The organism is Streptomyces sp. NPDC004266, from assembly GCF_042874095.1.
Classification (GTDB): domain Bacteria; phylum Actinomycetota; class Actinomycetes; order Streptomycetales; family Streptomycetaceae; genus Streptomyces.
Window position 1 is genome coordinate 1 of record NZ_JBIAMM010000014.1, and the last position, 15,441, is coordinate 15,441.

General features: G+C 73.1%; 12 protein-coding genes. 2 read left to right on the forward strand and 10 right to left on the reverse strand.

Annotated features, from left to right (window positions below):
* Positions 1-264 precede the first annotated feature (264 nt).
* The 4 genes from ACFYUZ_RS29005 to ACFYUZ_RS29020 form a co-directional block, all read right to left on the reverse strand.
* Positions 265-1,716 (reverse strand): aminopeptidase, encoded by a 1,452-nt coding sequence (locus ACFYUZ_RS29005; RefSeq protein ID WP_389314131.1) that lies wholly within the window; start codon positions 1,714-1,716, stop codon positions 265-267.
* A 99-nt stretch (positions 1,717-1,815) separates the two neighbouring features.
* Positions 1,816-2,220, reverse strand: coding sequence for a hypothetical protein (locus ACFYUZ_RS29010; protein WP_389314133.1), 405 nt, complete (start codon positions 2,218-2,220; stop codon positions 1,816-1,818).
* A 78-nt stretch (positions 2,221-2,298) separates the two neighbouring features.
* On the reverse strand, positions 2,299-2,451 hold the full coding sequence (locus ACFYUZ_RS29015) for a hypothetical protein (protein ID WP_389314135.1): 153 nt from the start codon (positions 2,449-2,451) through the stop codon (positions 2,299-2,301).
* A 70-nt stretch (positions 2,452-2,521) separates the two neighbouring features.
* Positions 2,522-6,250 carry an ABC transporter ATP-binding protein gene (locus tag ACFYUZ_RS29020; protein ID WP_389314137.1) on the reverse strand — a complete coding sequence of 1,243 codons (3,729 nt, stop codon included), beginning with the start codon at positions 6,248-6,250 and terminating at the stop codon, positions 2,522-2,524.
* 149 nt (positions 6,251-6,399) lie between these two features.
* Between ACFYUZ_RS29020 and ACFYUZ_RS29025 the strand changes: the two genes are divergently transcribed.
* Positions 6,400-6,771, forward strand: a complete 372-nt coding sequence (locus ACFYUZ_RS29025) for a hypothetical protein (RefSeq protein ID WP_389314139.1) — start codon at positions 6,400-6,402, stop codon at positions 6,769-6,771.
* Between the two features lie 27 nt (positions 6,772-6,798).
* On the opposite strand, the gene ACFYUZ_RS29030 is transcribed toward ACFYUZ_RS29025, so the two are convergent.
* The 3 genes from ACFYUZ_RS29030 to ACFYUZ_RS29040 all read right to left on the reverse strand — a co-directional run bounded on the left by ACFYUZ_RS29030 (position 6,799) and on the right by ACFYUZ_RS29040 (position 11,090).
* A complete protein-coding gene (locus tag ACFYUZ_RS29030; protein WP_389314141.1) occupies positions 6,799-8,481 on the reverse strand; it encodes a thiamine pyrophosphate-binding protein in 1,683 nt (560 codons plus the stop codon).
* 79 nt (positions 8,482-8,560) lie between these two features.
* On the reverse strand, positions 8,561-9,538 hold the full coding sequence (speB, locus tag ACFYUZ_RS29035) for an agmatinase (RefSeq protein ID WP_041129339.1): 978 nt from the start codon (positions 9,536-9,538) through the stop codon (positions 8,561-8,563).
* A gap of 73 nt (positions 9,539-9,611) precedes the next feature.
* On the reverse strand, positions 9,612-11,090 hold the full coding sequence (locus ACFYUZ_RS29040) for a sodium:solute symporter (protein ID WP_389314143.1): 1,479 nt from the start codon (positions 11,088-11,090) through the stop codon (positions 9,612-9,614).
* A 174-nt stretch (positions 11,091-11,264) separates the two neighbouring features.
* Between ACFYUZ_RS29040 and ACFYUZ_RS29045 the strand changes: the two genes are divergently transcribed.
* A complete protein-coding gene (locus ACFYUZ_RS29045; protein WP_389314145.1) occupies positions 11,265-12,812 on the forward strand; it encodes a PucR family transcriptional regulator in 1,548 nt (515 codons plus the stop codon).
* Positions 12,813-12,829: 17 nt separating this feature from the next.
* Here ACFYUZ_RS29045 and ACFYUZ_RS29050 read toward each other — a convergent pair whose 3' ends face one another.
* From ACFYUZ_RS29050 to ACFYUZ_RS29060, 3 genes are all read right to left on the reverse strand, one after another.
* Complete coding sequence (locus ACFYUZ_RS29050; protein ID WP_389314147.1) at positions 12,830-13,078, reverse strand: hypothetical protein; 249 nt, start codon at positions 13,076-13,078, stop codon at positions 12,830-12,832.
* Between the two features lie 481 nt (positions 13,079-13,559).
* The gene (locus ACFYUZ_RS29055) at positions 13,560-14,582 is read right to left on the reverse strand and encodes a hypothetical protein (protein WP_389314149.1); all 1,023 of its coding nucleotides are present in this window, start codon (positions 14,580-14,582) and stop codon (positions 13,560-13,562) included.
* 190 nt (positions 14,583-14,772) lie between these two features.
* Positions 14,773-15,381 (reverse strand): hypothetical protein, encoded by a 609-nt coding sequence (locus tag ACFYUZ_RS29060; RefSeq protein ID WP_389314151.1) that lies wholly within the window; start codon positions 15,379-15,381, stop codon positions 14,773-14,775.
* Between the last annotated feature and the right edge of the window lie 60 nt (positions 15,382-15,441).

The window sequence follows — 15,441 nt, forward strand, 5'->3', positions numbered from 1 at the left end:
GGACCCGCACCCCCGGTGCGCCGTGCACGGGGTGCGGGTCCAGGCCCGGGAGCCTCGGGCGCCGGCAGGGGCGCCGTTCCGTTGTGCCCACCCGTCCCGCCCCTTGCGGAACGCCTGCCCACAACGGGGAGACGCGAGGGGTGGGCACCGCCCCAGCGGAACGCCTGCCCACAACGGGGAGGCGCGGGGGTGGGCACCGCCCCGCCGGGTGCAGCCCGCGACGGGGGGTGCGGGGACCCGTGGAGTGTCGGGTCCCCGCTGGGATCACGGGCGCAGGCCGTGCTCCCTGGTCGCGTCCTCGTCGACCACCGCGTCGATGCGCGCATCGAACCGCGCCAGCGGCTGCGCCGCCTGGACCGCCGGGGCGGAGACCCCGGCCCAGGCCAGGATGCGGGCGGTCGCGTTGGCGCGCTCGGACTCGACGAGTCCGGCGACGTTCGCGCCGTGGTTCATGCCCGGCGCCACGTACACGTAGCTGTCGCGCGCGCCCTTGCCGAGGCGGAACTTCTCCGAGCCCCACGGGTCGTTGCCGCCGTAGACGAAGAGCATGTGGTTCGCGTTCTTGCGGACCCAGTCGTCGACGTCCCGCATCGCCTGCGGCTTGAACTTCATGGGGATCTCGCGCGGCACGAAGCTGCTGGCCGGCTGGTAGCCGTAGCGGCTCAGGCCGTCGAGGTGCGGCTGCTTGATGGTGGGCGAGCCGAGTTCGGTGGCCGCCTGGTAGTAGTACGGCGTGTAGTACTCGAGGCCCTGGTCGGTGTAGGCGGACCAGCCGGAGTAGGCGTCGATCGTCTCGTAGACGGTGTCGTCGCTCGCGGCCGCCGCGTCCGGGATCTGGTCGCAGACGTCCTGGCCGTAGTACTGCCAGAAGCCCCACACGAAGTCGAGGACGACGGCCTCGTACGCCTTGTCGAGCGAGCCGACCGTGTTGAAGGTGGCGCCCTCGGACTCGGCCCAGGCCTTGTACTTCTTCTCCAGCGGCTCGCGGCGGACGAGGGCCTCGCGCTGCATGTCGTTCAGGCGGTCGCGGCAGTCCTTCGTGCCGACGGTCTCGAAGAACCGGTCGTACGCCGAGTCCTCCTTGTTGACCACGTCGTTCGGCGCCACGTACGCGACGACGCCGTCCATGTCGCGCGGGTAGAAGCGCTCGTAGTACGTGGCGGTCATGCCGCCCTTGGAGGCGCCGGTGGACAGCCACTTCTGGCCGTAGATCGACTTCAGCGCCGTGTAGATGCGGTGCTGGTCGCTGGCCGCCTGCCAGATGTTCAGCTTCGACCAGTCGGCGGGCTGCGGGCGGGACGGCGTGAAGAAGCGGTACTCCATGGAGACCTGGTTGCCGTCGATGATCCGCGTCGGCTCGGTCCGGCTCGGCGTGGTGGAAAGGCCGTAGCCGCTGGTGCGGAAGACGGTGGGGCGGCTCGTGTCCTTGTGGAGGATCGAGATCCGCTGCTGGAACGTGCCCGCCCACGGGCGGTGGTGGTCGATCGGCTGCTCGTAGTTGAGGACGAAGTAGCGGTAGCCCGCGTACGGCTTCTCCTCGATCAGGCTCATCCCGGGGATCGCCAGGATGCGGTCCTTGATGTCGGTGCTCGTGCTCTGCGAGTCGACGACGGTCGCGCTGCCGGTCTCCGTGTCCGCGGCGGTAGCCACACCGGTCGACCCGACGGTGCCTATGAGCACCGAAAGCGACAGCGCCCATCTCAGCGACTTGCGCATTCACCCTCCCCTTGGTTCACAATGGTGTCGCGAACCTAGCGGGGGCAACGTGTGGACCGCCAGACCCAGTTGATCCTTACTCTTGGACTTTCCTGTACATCAGCACAGGATCCAGCCCGTCGCCGTGCCCCGGCCCGCCACCGAACCGGTCGCCCTGACGCAGCGGTTGAGGGCGTGGACGGTCAGGGGGCCCGCCTGCCGGTCGAAGCGGCCGGCCCGGACGACGGGGCGGGCGCCGCGCGGCTGGAGCGAGACGGACATCGGGCGGCGGGGGCCGGGCCGCCTGGCGACGGTGACGGCGCAGACGTACTGGCGGGTCCGGTAGAGGCGCAGTTCCCCGGTGGCGAAGGTGATCGTCCGGGTGGGCCGGCCGTGGCAGACGGAGGCGGCGTCGGCGGTCCCTCCGCCGGGGCCGGGCCCGGGGAGGAGGAGCAGCGCGAGGGCGGCGAGGAGCGGGACGAGCACGCGGGCGAGGGTGCGGGCCGTACCGGTGTCGGTGGTCATGCGTTCCCCTCCCGGGCGAGTCGTCGTACGGCCGTACGACGCACGGCGCCCCGGAATGGTTGCCTCCGGATGTCCCCGTCAGCCGGAGGTGGTCATGACCGGCATCAGGAACGTCGGGAACACGGGCTCCGCACCGAGCCGGGTCCCGGGCGCGGCGCGGCCGACCCGGCCCCGGTCCGTGCCCCGGGCGACCGCGAAGGCCGGGGAGGGGGAGGGGGCGCCGTGGCTCACGTCCCCGGCCGAGCCCGCCGGGCGGCGACGGGGATCCGCCGGGGTACCGACCTGGCGGATCCCGGGTGCGTCAGACCCGCTCCGGCTCCGACTCCTCCGTCTCCCCGAGGAAGGTGTGCCACAGCGTCGCGTACCGGCCGCCCAGGGCGAGGAGCTCGTCGTGGGTGCCGTCCTCCGCGACCCGGCCGTGGTCCATGACGACCACGCGGTCGGCGCGGGCGGCCGTCGTCAGCCGGTGCGCGACGACGAGCGTCGTGCGGCGGCCCGCGAGCCGGTCGGTGGCCTGGTTGACCTGGGCCTCGGTCGCCAGGTCCAGGGCCGCCGTGGCCTCGTCCAGGAGCAGGACGTCCGGGTCGACGAGCTCGGCGCGGGCCAGGGCGATCAGCTGGCGCTGCCCCGCGGAGAGGTTCCGGCCGCGCTCGGCGACCTCGTGGAGGTAGCCGCCGTCGAGCGTGGCGATCATGTCGTGCGCGCCGACCGCGCGGGCCGCCGCCTCGACCTCGGCGTCGGTCGCCTCGGGGCGGCCGTACGCGATGGCGTCGCGGATCGTCCCGGCGAAGAGGTAGGCCTCCTGCGGGACGACGCCGAGCCGGTGGCGGTACGCGGTGAGGTCGAGGTCCCGCAGGTCGGTGCCGTCGGCGGTGACCCGGCCGCTCGTCGGGTCGTAGAACCGGGCGACCAGCTTGACCAGCGTGGACTTCCCGGCGCCGGTCTCGCCGACGAAGGCGACGGTCTGCCCGGCGGGGATCCGCAGGTCGATCCCGGTGAGCGCCTCTTCCCCCTCGTCGGCGGACCCGTACCCGAAGGAGACGTCCTCGAAGGCGATCTCGCCGCGCAGCGAGAGCACGTCCAGGGGCGCGTCGGCGGCGGCCGTCGACGTCGGCTCCTGGAGGAGCTCCTGCATCCGCTTCAGCGAGACGGCGGCCTGCTGGTAGCCGTCGAAGACCTGCGAGAGCTGCTGCACGGGGGCGAAGAAGAGGTCGATGTAGAGGAGGTAGGCGACGAGCGCGCCGGTGGTGAGGGTGCCGGCCTCGATGCGGTTCGCGCCGACGATCATGACGGCGGCGGCCGCGACCGAGGACAGCAGGGTCACGAAGGGGAAGTAGACCGAGATCAGCCACTGGCCCCGGACGCGCGCCTCGCGGTAGGCGTCGCTGCGCTCCGCGAACCGGGCCGCGCCCGACCGCTCGCGGCGGAAGGCCTGCACGATCCGCAGGCCGGAGACCGACTCCTGGAGGTCGGCGTTGACGACGCTGATCCGCTCGCGCGCCAGCTCGTACGCCTTCACGCTGGAGCGGCGGAAGTAGTACGTGCCGATGGCGAGGACCGGCAGGGTCGCGAAGACGACCAGGGCGAGCTGGAGGTCGAGCACGAGCAGCGCGACCATGATCCCGAAGAAGGTGACGACCGAGACGAAGGCGGTGACCAGGCCCGTCTGCAGGAAGGTCGACAGGGCGTCGACGTCCGTGGTCATCCGGGTCATGATCCGGCCGGTGAGCTCGCGCTCGTAGTAGTCGAGGCCGAGCCGCTGGAGCTGGGCGAAGATCTTCAGGCGCAGCGCGTAGAGGACCCGCTCGCCGGTGCGGCCGGTCATCCGGGTCTCGGCGGTCTGCGCGACCCACTGCACGAGGACGGTGACCAGGGCGAGCGCGGAGGCCGCCCAGACGGCGCCGATCGCGAGCCGGTTCACGCCCTCGTCGATGCCGTGCCGGATCAGGACCGGGAGGAGCAGGCCCGCGCCCGCGTCGAGGGCGACCAGACCGAGGCTGATGAGCAGCGGGGCGCCGAAGCCGCGGAGCAGCCGGCGCAGGCCGTACGCGTCCTCGGGCGACACGGCCCGGGCCTCGTCGATGTCGGGGGTGTCGGTGGCCGGGGGCAGGGCCTCGACGGCGGCGAGGAGTTCCGGGGTCGCCCCGGGCGCGGGGCTCTCGCGGCCGGTGGTCTCGTCCCGTACCCACAGGGTGGGGGTGATGCCCCGCTCGGCGTCGAACTCGGCGTCCAGCTCGGCGCGCAGCGTGCGGTCCTCGGGGAGTTCCGGCGGCGTGACGTGGCCGGGCGAGACGGCGCCGAGCTCCTCGGGGTCGGTGAGGAGGCGGCGGAAGAGCGGGGAGCGCTCCTCCAGCTCGGCGTGGGTGCCGATGTCGGCGAGGCGGCCGTCGTCGAGGACGGCGATGCGGTCGGCGAGGCCGAGGGTGGAGCGGCGGTGCGCGATGAGCAGGGTCGTGCGGCCCGCCATCACCGACTTCAGGGCCTCGTGGATCTCGTGCTCGACCTTGGCGTCGACGGCGGAGGTGGCGTCGTCGAGGAGGAGGAGCCGGGGGTCGGTGAGGATCGCGCGGGCGAGCGCGACGCGCTGGCGCTGGCCGCCGGAGAGGGTGAGGCCGTGCTCGCCGACCTTGGTGTCGTACCCGTCCGGGAGCTCGGCGATGAAACGGTCCGCCTGGGCGGCGCGGGCGGCGGTCTCGATCTGCTCGCGGGTGGCGTCGGGGACGCCGTACGCGATGTTCGCGGCGACCGTGTCGGAGAAGAGGAAGGAGTCCTCGGGGACCAGGCCGACGGCGGCGCGCAGCGAGTCGAGGGTGAGCTCGCGGACGTCGCGGCCGCCGACGAGGACGGCGCCGTGGGTCACGTCGTAGAAACGGGGCAGGAGGAGCGAGACGGTCGACTTGCCGGAGCCGGAGGCGCCGACGACGGCGACGGTCTCGCCGGGCCGGATCTCCAGGGAGAACCCGTCGAGGACGGGCCGCCCGTCTTCGTAGGCGAAGGACACGTCGTCGAACTCGACGGTCGCGGGCGCGTCGGCGGGCAGCTCCTTGGTCCCGTCCTCGATCACCGGCTCGGTGTCGATGAGGTCGTAGACCCGCTCGACGCCGGCGCGGGCCTGCTGGCCGACGGTGAGGACCATGGCGAGCATGCGGACCGGGCCGACGAGGGAGGCCAGGTAGGCGGAGAAGGCGACGAAGGTGCCGAGGGTGATCTGGTGCCGGTAGGCGAGCCAGCCGCCGAGCGCGAGGACCGCGACCTGGCCGAGGGCGGGCACGGCCTGGAGGGCGGGGGTGTACTTGGCGTTCAGCCGGATCGTCCGCAGCCGGCCGGCGAAGAGCTTCCGCCCGGCCTCGCGGATCTTGCCGGTCTCCTGGTCCTCCTGGCCGAAGCCCTTCACGACCCGGACGCCGGTCACGGCCCCGTCGACGACCCCGGCGACGACGGCGGCCTGCTGCTGGGCGTGCCAGGTGGCGGGGTGGAGGCGGGTGCGGCTGCGCTTGGCGATCCACCAGAGGGCAGGGGCGACGGCGAGCGCGACGAGGGTGAGCGGGACCGACAGCCAGGCCATGACGGCCAGCGAGATGAGGAACAGCAGGATGTTCCCGATGGTCATCGGGAGCATGAAGAGGAGGCCCTGGATCAGCTGGAGGTCGCTGGTGGCCCGTCCGACGACCTGCCCGGTGGACAGCTCGTCCTGCCGCCGCCCGTCGAGCCGGGTGATCGTGCCGTACATGTCGGTGCGCAGGTCGTGCTGGACGTCGAGGGCGAGGCGTCCGCCGTAGTAGCGGCGGACGTAGGTGAGGAGGTAGACGAGGACGGCTGCGGCGACGAGCAGCCCCGTCCAGACGCCGAGGCTCCGGGTCTTCGTCCCGATGACGTCGTCGATGATCACCTTGGTGATGAGCGGCGCGAGGGCGAGCACGGCCATGCCCGCGAGTGAGGACCCCAGGGCGAGCAGCGTGTTCGCCCTGTACCGCCACGCGTACCCGGCCAGCCTGCGCGCCCAGCCCCGCTGTTTCTCCCCGACCGCCACGAGGGCCTCCCATCCGTCCTGCTCTACCGGAAGGCCCAACACGGCCGACGTGCGATTTCATCCCGCCGCAACAATCGCCCCCGGAGCGGGTAGGACTCTCCGGGGCCGTCGACGGGGCGGTGCCGTGGGCGGAGGGGAAGGGGAGGTCCGTGGGGAAGGTCGAGGACGGGAAGCCGTATCAGTGGGGGCGGCTGTACGCGGCGTTGCGGGCGGTGCGGGGGTTCGCGTCGGCCGGGCGGGTGGTCCCGGCGACGGACCGGGAGCTGGAGGACACGGCGAGCAGACCGCGGTCGGTCTTCGAAGGCCTCCTGCGGACCACGGGCCTCGACGTCCTCGCCGCACGGCAGCGGGGCGGGCCCGTCGCCGAGGCGGCGGCGGCGGCCTTCTCCGACGTGGCGCGGCTGATACCCCCGCGGACCATGGACCGCAGGAACATCACACCCGAGGCGGAGCACTTCCGCCTCGGGTACGAGGCCCAGCACGCCGAGTACCGGAAGGCCTGGGAGGGGCTGGTCGACTGAGCGAGGGGGCCCGTGCGGGCCCTCCCGTCACAGGTGCGTCGGCTCGAACATCCTCAGGAGGGCCGGGAGGACCACCACCGACGGGCCCGGGGTGGCGAGGGCCTTCGCCAGGTCGTCCGTCAGGGTCTCCGGGGTCGTCAGGGCGGCCGGGACGCCGAAGGACCCGGCCAGGGCGACGAAGTCCGGGCGGCTGAGCTCGGTGGCCGTGGCCTCGCCGAACGCGCCCGTCATGTACTCCCGCAGGATCCCGTAGCCGCCGTCGTCGACGATCAGCCAGGTGACGTCGAGGCCGTACTGCTTCGCCGTCGCCAGCTCCGCGATGGAGTACATCGCGCCGCCGTCGCCGGAGACCGCGAGGACCGGCTGGGACGGGTCGGCGGCGGCCGCGCCGAGCGCGGCGGGGAAGCCGTAGCCGAGGCCGCCCGCGCCCTGGGCGGAGTGCATCGTGTTCGGGTGGCGCGCGTCGAAGGCCGACCACGCCCAGTACGCCAGGATCGTCATGTCCCAGAAGCTCGGCGCCCGGTCCGGGAGCGCCTCCCGGACCGCCGCGACGATCCGCTGCTCCAGGCCGAGGTCCTGGGCCTCGATCCGGTCCCGGACCTTGGTGAGGACGGCGGAGACCCGCTCCGGGGCCGTCGGGTCCGTGCGCTCCCCGACCGTCTCCAGGAGCGCCTGGAGCGCGAGGCGGGCGTCGGCGTGGATGCCGAGCGCCGGGTGGTTGGACTCCAGCTTGCCCGCGTCGGCCTCGATCTGGATCACCCGGCCGCGCGGGGCGAAAGTGTGGTAGTTCGAGGACAGCTCGCCGAGGCCCGAGCCGACGACGAGGAGGACGTCGGCGTCCTCCAGGAAGTCCGTGGTGTGCCGGTCCTCCAGCCAGGACTGCAGCGAGAGCGGGTGCTCCCAGGGGAAGGCGCCCTTGCCGCCGAAGGTGGTGACGACGGGGATGTCGAGCCGCTCCGCGAGCGCGAGGAGCTTGCCGGAGGCGTCGGAGCGGACGACCCCGCCGCCCGCGATGATCGCGGGCCGTTCGGCGTTCGCCAGGAGGTGCGCGGCGACCGCCGTCAGCTCGGGGCGCGGGGCGATCTCCTCGGGCGTCGCGTCCATGGCGGTGACCACCGGCAGGCTCGTCTCGGCGAGGAGCACGTCCTGCGGGATCTCCACCCAGACCGGCCCGTGCGGGGCGGTGAGCGCCGACTCCCAGGCCGCCGCGATCGCGGAGGGGATCTGGGACTGCGTACGGACCGTGTGGACGGACTTCACGACGTCCCGGAAGGAGGCCTGCTGGTCGCGGAGCTCGTGGAGGTAGCCGTGCCGGCCGCCGCCGAGCCCGGCCACCGGGATCTGGCTGCCGATGGCGAGGACGGGGGCGGAGGCGGCGGCCGCCTCCTGGAGCGCGGCGAGCGACATGAGCGCGCCGGGGCCGGTGGAGAGCAGCAGCGGGGCGGCCTCGCCGGTGATCCGGCCGTACGCGTCGGCGGCGAAGCCGGCGTTGTTCTCGACGCGGAGGCCGACGTACTTCAGCGTCGAGCGGCGCAGGGCGTCGAACATGCCGAGGGCGTGCTGGCCGGGGAGGCCGAAGACGGTGGTGGCGCCGAGGCCGGTGAGGGTCTCGACGACGAGGTCGCCTCCGTTGCGCCCGGGGGGCGGGTTGAGGGCCGCCTCCGTCTGGGCAGCGGTGGGCCGCAGCACGAGGTCGTGGTCGTGGGTCATGGGGGTCCCTTGGCTGTGTCGGTCGGTGCGGCCCGGTGGCCGGGTGGTGGGCGCGCGGGGCCCACCACCCGACAGGGTGCTACTTCGCGTCGCGCGCCGCGGCGATCTGACGGGACATGATCGTCGTCAGTTCGTACGCCGTGTGGGAGGCGGCGACCGCGGTGATCTCGGCGTGGTCGTAGGCCGGGGCGACCTCGACGACGTCGGCGGAGACCAGGTTGCAGGAGGAGAGGCCGCGGAGGATCTCCAGGAGCTCGCGGGAGGTCATGCCGCCGGCCTCGGGGGTGCCGGTGCCGGGGGCGTGGGCCGGGTCGAGGCAGTCGATGTCGATGGAGATGTACAGCGGGCGGTCGCCGATGCGCTGGCGCAGCTGGTCGGCGACCTCGTCGGCGCCGCGGCGGTAGACGTCGGAGGAGGTGACGATGCCGAAGCCGAGCTTCTCGTCGTCGGTGAGGTCCTGCTTGCCGTAGAGCGGGCCGCGGGTGCCGACGTGGGAGAGGGCGGAGGTGTCGAGGATGCCCTCCTCGACGGCGCGGCGGAACGGCGTGCCGTGGGTGTACTCGGCGCCGAAGTAGGTGTCCCAGGTGTCGAGGTGCGCGTCGAAGTGGAGCAGGGCGACGGGGCCGTGCTTCTTGGCGACGGAGCGGAGCAGCGGCAGGGCGATGGTGTGGTCGCCGCCGAGGGTCATCATGCGGGCGCCGGTGCCGAGGAGGTCGTCGGCGGCGGCCTCGATGGTCTCGACGGCCTCGTTGATGTTGAACGGGTTCGCGGCGATGTCACCGGCGTCCGCGACCTGCGCGAGGGCGAAGGGGGAGGCGTCCTGCGCGGGGTTGTAGGGGCGGAGCAGGCGGGAGGCCTCGCGGATGGCGTTGCCGCCGAAGCGGGCGCCGGGGCGGTAGGAGACGCCGGTGTCGAAGGGGACGCCGACCACGGCGACGTCGGCGGTGCCGACCTCGTCGAGGCGCGGCAGACGGGCGAACGTCGCGGGACCGGCGTACCGCGGGATGCGGGACGAGTCGATCGGGCCGCGGAAGGCGTTCTGGTCGCTGCTGCTCATGGTCGGGGTCCTCCTGGGGTGTGTGTCAAGCGGGTCCGGGCGTCGGGTCTCGGCGCCCGGGGCGCGGCCGCCGTCAGGCGGTCGCGGAGGCCGGTTCCGGCGATTCGGTTCCGGGCTCGGTCGTGGTGTCCTGGCCCGCCAGCCGGGCGCGCCAGTTCGCGAGCACGGCGGCGTCCGTCGGGCGGGTCGCCAGGGAAACGATCACATAAGCGGCGAGCGAGGCCAACAAACCATAGTAAACAGGCTCATTTGCCAAGATTCCGTAAGTCCACATCAGGCCAATGACGGCCAGGCCGCCGACGGTGACCGCGGCGAGCGCGCCCTGGACGGTGCCGCGGCGCCAGAGGAGACCGCCGAGGATCGGCACGAGGAGGCCGCCGACCAGCAGGTTGTAGGCGACGGTGAGGGCCTGGACGACGTCGTTGAGGGCGATGGCGATGAGGATGACGGCGACGCCCATGATCAGGATGAAGAGGCGGTTGCCCTTCACCTCGTCGTGGTCGCCCTCGTCCTTCTTCGCGACGGCTCCGCGCAGGCGTGACCAGATGTCGTTGTTGGCGACGGTGGCACAGGCGATGAGGGCGCCGGAGGAGGTGGACATCACGGCGGCGAGCGCGGCGGCGAGGACGAGGCCCCGGACGCCCATCGGCAGCTCGTCCTTGACGATGGTGGCGAAGGCGTCGTCGGCGCTGGGCAGCGTGGGGTACATGACCTTGGCCGCGGTGCCGATGACGGCGCCGGCGAGGGCGTACGCGAGACAGTAGGTGCCGGCGACGGTGCCGCCCCACTTGGCGACCTTGTCGGTGCGGGCGGTGAAGACCCGCTGCCAGATGTCCTGGCCGATCAGCATGCCGAAGGTGTAGATCAGCACGTAGGTGAAGATCGTCTCGCCGCCGATGCCGAGCGGCTCGAAGTACGAGGTGGGCAGCGCGTCCCGCATCCCCTCGAAGCCGCCGGCCTTGACGACGGCGATCGGCAGCAGCAGGAGCAGCACGCCGATGGTCTTCACCACGAACTGCACCATGTCGGTGATGGTGATGGACCACATGCCGCCGAGGGTCGAGTAGGCGACGACGATGGTGCCGCCGAGGACGATCGCGAGGGTCCGGGGCAGGTCGAAGAGGACGTCGAAGATCGTGGCGTACGCGATGGTCGAGGTGACGGCGAGCATCAGCGTGTACGCCCACATCACGACGCCCGAGATGACGCCGGCCTTGCCGCCGTAGCGCAGGTCCAGCATCTCGGAGACGGTGTAGACCTTCAGGCGCGCGATGCGCGCGGAGAAGAAGACGGAGAGGGCCAGCAGGCCGAGGCCGATCGCGAAGACCATCCAGGCGCCGGAGAGGCCGTACTTGTAGCCGAGGCCGACGCCGCCGATGGTGGAGGCGCCGCCGAGGACGATGGCGGCCATCGTCCCGGAGTACATCCAGGGCCCGAGGCGGCGGCCCGCCACCAGGAACTCGCTCTTGGACTTGGCGCGGCGCATGCCCCACCAGCCCATCGCGAGCATGCCGGCCAAGTACAGGACGATCACTGTGTAGTCGACGGCCATGGGGCCCTCCTTCTCACCTCGGTGGCGTGTCGTGCGGGGGAGTGCCCAGGTGCTGATCGCGGGGACATCCGCCCGTACCCGCGGCCCTGGGATGTCACGACAGTAGGTGGCCGGAAAGCGACGTTGAAGTGTACGTTTCCTCCACTGTCCGGGCGGGGGATGTACGAAGGGCCCATGTCGATGTCCCCGACGCCCCCCGCCGAGGCCGGCTCCACTCCCCCGGCGCCGCCGGTGCCGCTCGCCGCGCTGCTCGCCCGCCCCGACCTGGGCCTGCGGCTGCTCGCCGGGCCCGAGGACGTGCCGCTGCACTGGGTGCACACCTCGGAGATGGCCGACCCCTATCCGTATCTGCTCGGCGGCGAGCTGCTCATGACGGCGGGCGTGCAGCTCACCGATCCGGCGCACTACGTCGACCGGGTCGTGGAGGCGGGGGCGGCGGCGCTCGCCTTCGGGGTGACGCCGGTGTGGGACACGGTGCCGCCGGAACTCGTCGCGGCGTGCGACCGGCACGGCCTGCCGCTCGTGGAGGTCCCTCCCCGGACCCCGTTCACGGCGGTGGCGCGGGCGCTGTGGCGGCTGATGGCGGAGGCCCGGCTGCACGAGCTGCGCCGGGTGACCGAGGCCCAGCAGTCGCTGGCGGCGGCCGCGGCCCGGCCGGCCCCGGTCCCGGCGGTGCTCGGCGCGCTCGCCTCCCGGATCGGGGGGCGGGCGGTGCTGTTCGGCGCGGACGGCACGGAGTCGGCGGCGGCCGGCCGGGAGGTCCCGGCGGAGGCGGCGCGGGCGCTGCGGGACCTGGCGGGAGTGCTCGGGCCACGCCCGGGCGGGCCGGCCTCGGCGAGCGGGGACGGCGGCGGGCTGCGGCTCGCCGCGTACGCGCTGGGCGGCGGGGACGGTCTGACGCTCGGGGTGGCGACGGAGCGGCGCGGCCCGGGCGACCACACGATCGCGGGCGTGGCGGTGGTCCTGCTCTCGCTGCTCACGGCCCCGCACCGGGGCGCGGACGTGACCGTACGGGACGGGGCCCTGGTCCGGCTGCTGATCGGCGCGGCCCCGGCGGAGGTCGCGGGCGCCCTGGGCCCGGGCCCCTGGACGGTGGTCCACGCGCGGGGCGGCGACGGCACGCCGTTCGCGGGGGCGAGCCTGGCGGCGGCGCTGGGGACGCCCCTGGTGGACGCGGGGGCGGGCACGGGCGGCGGCGCGGCACCGGACGCGGGGGGCGGTGCGGCCCCGGACACAGCCCCGGCGGCCCCCGGCGGAGGGCCGGACGCCCCGGGCGCCGCGCGCCCCGGCACCGTACGGCTCCTCCTCCCCTCCTCCGCCCCCGTCACCGCCCAGCAGGGATGGACCCTCGGAGCGAGCGCCCCCGTCGCGGCCTCGGAGCTCGCGGCCGGGGACGCGCAGGCGGCGCGGGCGCTGCGGAGGGCGGAGGCCTCACGGGCGCCGCTCGTCCGGCACCGCGCCGGCGGCATGGCCGCGCTCGTCGACCGCGACGAGGCCGCCGCGTACGCCCGTACCGTCCTCGCCCCGCTCACCGAACCGCTCACCGAGACGCTCCGCGTCTGGATCTCGCTGCACGGCAGCTGGGACCGGACGGCGGTGGCGACCGGCCTGCACCGGAACACCGTCCGCCAGCGCATCGCCCGCTGCGCCGCGCTCCTCGAACGGGACCTGGACGATCCGGACGTACGGATGGAGCTGTGGTTCGCGCTCAAGTCCCGGTGAGGCCCTCCGTCACGCGCTCACCACCCCGGTGTCACGGCGGCCGGTTCGGGTGTCGCCCCTTCGAGGCCGTGGGCCCGGTTCACGCGGTCGGGGACGCCGGCGAAGTGCAGACCGAGGACCTTTTTCCCCTCGGCCTCCCGGTCGACGACGAGCGACCCGGAGCCGCCGCCGAGCGTGCTGGCGTCGTGGCCGATGATCCAGTGCCGGGCGTCGTCGGCCACCTCGCCCGGGCCCTCGGTGAGCACTCCGGGAGTGAGGCGCTTCACGCCCTTGACCCCGGCGAACAGTTCGGCGAAGACGTCCGGGCCCGTCGACCCGGCCCACCGCCCTGCAGACGGTGCGGAGTTCGGCCTGGATCCGCGACAGGGAGGGCGCCCGATTCGCCGCCGCCGGGGCCGTGACGTCGACGAAGTCGTCTTCGACGAAGAGCACCGGGCGCGTTCCGTCGCTGTGGACGACGGCCTCCAGCCGTGCCATGTCCCGCATGTCGAGGCGGACGTCCTCGCCGTCGTCGACGACCTTCCGCAGCGCGTGTTCGGCCCCGCGCATGAGTCGCTCGCGCGCCACCGGGTCGGCTCTCCTCCCCAGGCGTTCCTCAAGTCGGCCGACCTCGTCGGAGAGTTGCGCGACCAGGCGTTCGGGATCCGGCGGACTCGGCGCGCCGAGGAGCCGCTCGTACGTTCTGCCGGCGGGCATGGCGCCCCCTGCTCGGCTCGGTCCTCGACCCCGGTCCCGGCCCGGTCCGGCTCAGTGGACGCCCGCGGCCTGGGCGGAGGCCAGCTCCGCGACCCGGCTGCGGTACACCTCGGCCAGGCCGCCGCCGTTCGCTTCGGGAATTCCTTCCGGACCGGCCCCGAGCGACTGCAGGACGGCGTCGGCGCGGGCCTGGACGTCCGCCATCGCGCTCACGGTGTGCGGGTACAGCAGGTCGAGCCCGCGCTTGTCGCCGTCCGACAGGTTCTGCCCGTTGCCGGTGGGCGCGCAGCTGCTGGGGGTGGACTTGTAGAAGAACGCCGGGAACCGGTACAGCATCACGGACTTCGTGTCGAAGGGCCCGGCGACGACATCCGGGTCGTCCACGGTGCGCAGGTTGTGATCCACCTTCGCGCGCGGCCATCGGTTCGGTTCGCCCGCGAGGAAGGTGTAGATGCCGGGTTGCCGGCCCTGGGCGTCCGCCACGAAGACACCGGACGGGTCCTGCGTGGGGACGTACCCGACCTCGTCCTCCCAGCGGAACTCGCCCTCGCAGGTGCCGCGCATGTTCTGGTGGGAGTGGTGGAACCCCAGTGCGTGCAGGAACTCGTGCCGCACGGTGCCCTCCCACTGGACGGGCCTGTTGGTCACGAACCGCCCGAGGTTGAGGCTGCGCTGGTTGGGGTTGCCCCCGACCGGGCCGCCTCCCGCACCGATGGCGCTGTCCGTGCTGTCGGTGCCCACGAGGGAGAAGAAGCCCTGCTGGTCGAAGCTGACCCGGATCTCGGCGGCCAGGACGGTGTCGCTCGTGGTCCACCGCCGGAACGATCCGGCCGCGGTCTGCCCGAAGTCGAGCGTCAGGTTGCAGGAGTCGGTGATCTGCTTGGTCGCGCCCGCGATGTCCGCGTGCAACTGGTCGTTCCCGTCGAGGAACGCGACCCGAACGGTTTTGCCCAGGGGCCACTTCCCGATGTCGGTGATGAGGAACTCCAGGCCACCGGCGGCCGTTGCGCGCCTCCAGCGGTCCCGTACTTCGATCTCGGCGATGACCTCATCAGGGAGAGATTCGAGTTCCATGACGCGTCCTTTCGCATCACATTCGAAGAACCCCCCAGACCGGTACCGGTCTGATGACGGATGGACTGCCCGGCTCTACGCGCGAGCGTGCCGACGTCGGAATCTCATGTCCCAGTATCACCCGAATGGCGGTACTGTGCGACTTCACCCTCACTCTGAGTAGTTCACCATGCGTCACGATGACGCTGCGTCAGGACCAGAGCTTGTTCACCGCCGTCTTCGCCGTCGTGCGGAAGGCCGTCAGCGGCGCGTCCTTCAGGTCGCCCATCTGGCCCCAGCGGACGTAGGTGACGGTCCGGCCGTCGCGGCCCACGGCGAAGAGGTGGATGTCGGTGTTGCCGATCTGCGGGTCGGCGGTGTCGAGGCTGTAGACCCAGGCGCCCTCCTCCACGGCGAGCTTGCCGTGGTAGGCGCTGACGGCGTGCAGGCCAGGGTTCTGCCGCTCAAGGAGGGGCCCGCAGCCGGCGAGGGCCGTGCGGAGGGTGTCGACCAGCTTCACGGCGTCGGCCTCGGTGCGGGCGACGGTGGTGATCTGGACGCCGTTGGTGTCGAGCTCGGTGCTGAACTCGCGGTAGCGGGTGTTCTGCGCCGGGATCTTGTACGGGGCGCAGAGGGCGCCGCCGTTCTCCGGGACGCCGGTGAAGACCTGGGTGGCGGTCCACGGCGTCGACGACGCCGGCATCTGGGCGGCGGCGAGGAAGGCCGGCTGGGCCGCGGCCTGCGCCGGGGCGGCGGCGAGGGCGGCGAGGCCCAGGGCGGCAGCGGCGGTGGCGGCGAGTGCGGTACGGAGCTTGCTCATGGTGGTGGATCCCCCGTCAGGTGGTTCGGTCTGTGCTCCACCAGCGTCGGGCCCCCGCCC

Coding starts and splice junctions, on each gene's coding strand:
- ACFYUZ_RS29005 (WP_389314131.1), bottom strand. CDS start 1,716: ATGCGCAAGTCGCTGAGATGGGCGCTGTCGCTTTCGGTGCTCATAGGC.
- ACFYUZ_RS29010 (WP_389314133.1), bottom strand. CDS start 2,220: ATGACCACCGACACCGGTACGGCCCGCACCCTCGCCCGCGTGCTCGTC.
- ACFYUZ_RS29030 (WP_389314141.1), bottom strand. CDS start 8,481: ATGACCCACGACCACGACCTCGTGCTGCGGCCCACCGCTGCCCAGACG.
- speB (WP_041129339.1), bottom strand. CDS start 9,538: ATGAGCAGCAGCGACCAGAACGCCTTCCGCGGCCCGATCGACTCGTCC.
- ACFYUZ_RS29040 (WP_389314143.1), bottom strand. CDS start 11,090: ATGGCCGTCGACTACACAGTGATCGTCCTGTACTTGGCCGGCATGCTC.
- ACFYUZ_RS29045 (WP_389314145.1), top strand. CDS start 11,265: ATGTCGATGTCCCCGACGCCCCCCGCCGAGGCCGGCTCCACTCCCCCG.
- ACFYUZ_RS29055 (WP_389314149.1), bottom strand. CDS start 14,582: ATGGAACTCGAATCTCTCCCTGATGAGGTCATCGCCGAGATCGAAGTA.
- ACFYUZ_RS29060 (WP_389314151.1), bottom strand. CDS start 15,381: ATGAGCAAGCTCCGTACCGCACTCGCCGCCACCGCCGCTGCCGCCCTG.